At 60.1% G+C, this 1,150-nt stretch carries 1 pseudogene; it reads left to right on the plus strand.

From position 1 onward, the window contains the following. Window positions 1-1,150, plus strand: a pseudogene (locus tag DBR24_RS30840) (hypothetical protein); the annotation flags it as partial.

The following is a 1,150-nucleotide window of genomic DNA, read 5'->3' on the forward strand; positions in this document are numbered from 1 at the left end:
CTCCGTTGTGGCAACCCAACGATAAAATCCGCGTGAGCTACAGCGCCACCTCGTCGAACGGCACCGTTACCCTGCACAGTGTGGAACAGGACGTCGTGCGGATCCCGTTCACCTACAAACTGATGGTGCCCAACGCCAAAGTAATCGCCGGCAGTGTTGTGCGGGCGAAGTACGAATTGCTGAAAAATGGCAACGTCTTCGCCACTTCGAAAAATGCCGTGGCCGAAGTTACCGGCTCAGAGGCTATCGAGTTGTTGCCGCCGGTGCTGCTGAAGGCAGTGAGCCCGATCGACGCGCTGGCGTATCCGCAGGGCGTGACCATTCAGGTCGAGTATTTAGAACACCTGCCAGGCGATAAAGCGCAGCTGGTGGAAGTTAACCCACCCGCAGGTGCACCAGGGTTTCCATTGGTGTCGTTCAACGCCAATAAACGCACCAACACCTTGTTGAGCCAGGCTTTTCTGATCGCACGACAAGGCAAGCCCCTGGTGTTTCGCTGGCACCTGAATCGCAATAACGCGGAGGTTGCCCAATCGCCTGAGCTGAACCTGAGCGTGTCGAAAATTAACGAGGGCGATGCACGTTTACCGACGCCGGTCATTGATGGCAAGACTGGCAATGAACTCGACGTGGCGCTGTTACAACCCACCGCCCTGCTCACCGTTGCGGCATGGCCGCACGTCGAAGGTGAGCGGCTGTGGTTGCAGTACGAAGGCAAGGACAATCAGGACCAGACCGTGACCTTCGACGACCTTCGCGGTGAAGTGGGCGCGGGTGCGCCAGGCTTGAGCCGGGCGGTGCCGCTGGCCTGGCTGAAAGGCTTGAAAGATGGCCGTGACTTGAAGGTGACGCTCAAGGTTAATTTTGACGGGGTGGCGAACGCGGCGACGGCGGTGGGGTTTCCGGTGCGCTCTTATACCGTCAAGGCAGGCGCCGACGTGCAACCAGTGATCAACCGGGCCGAAGACAGCCAAGGCGTGGAGATCCCGCAGGGAGGCACGACACGTGACACCACCGTGATCCTCACCGGCAGCGCAACCCCGGGTCAGAAGGTGCAAATCTTCGACGGCGCCGCCGACAAGGGCGATGCCAGCGCCGATCCGCTGAGCGGAATCTGGAGCCACAGGATCAGCGGACTGACCGTCGCAGA

Origin of the sequence: Pseudomonas sp. HMWF006 (genome assembly GCF_003061205.1) — a bacterium.
Classification (GTDB): domain Bacteria; phylum Pseudomonadota; class Gammaproteobacteria; order Pseudomonadales; family Pseudomonadaceae; genus Aquipseudomonas; species Aquipseudomonas monsensis.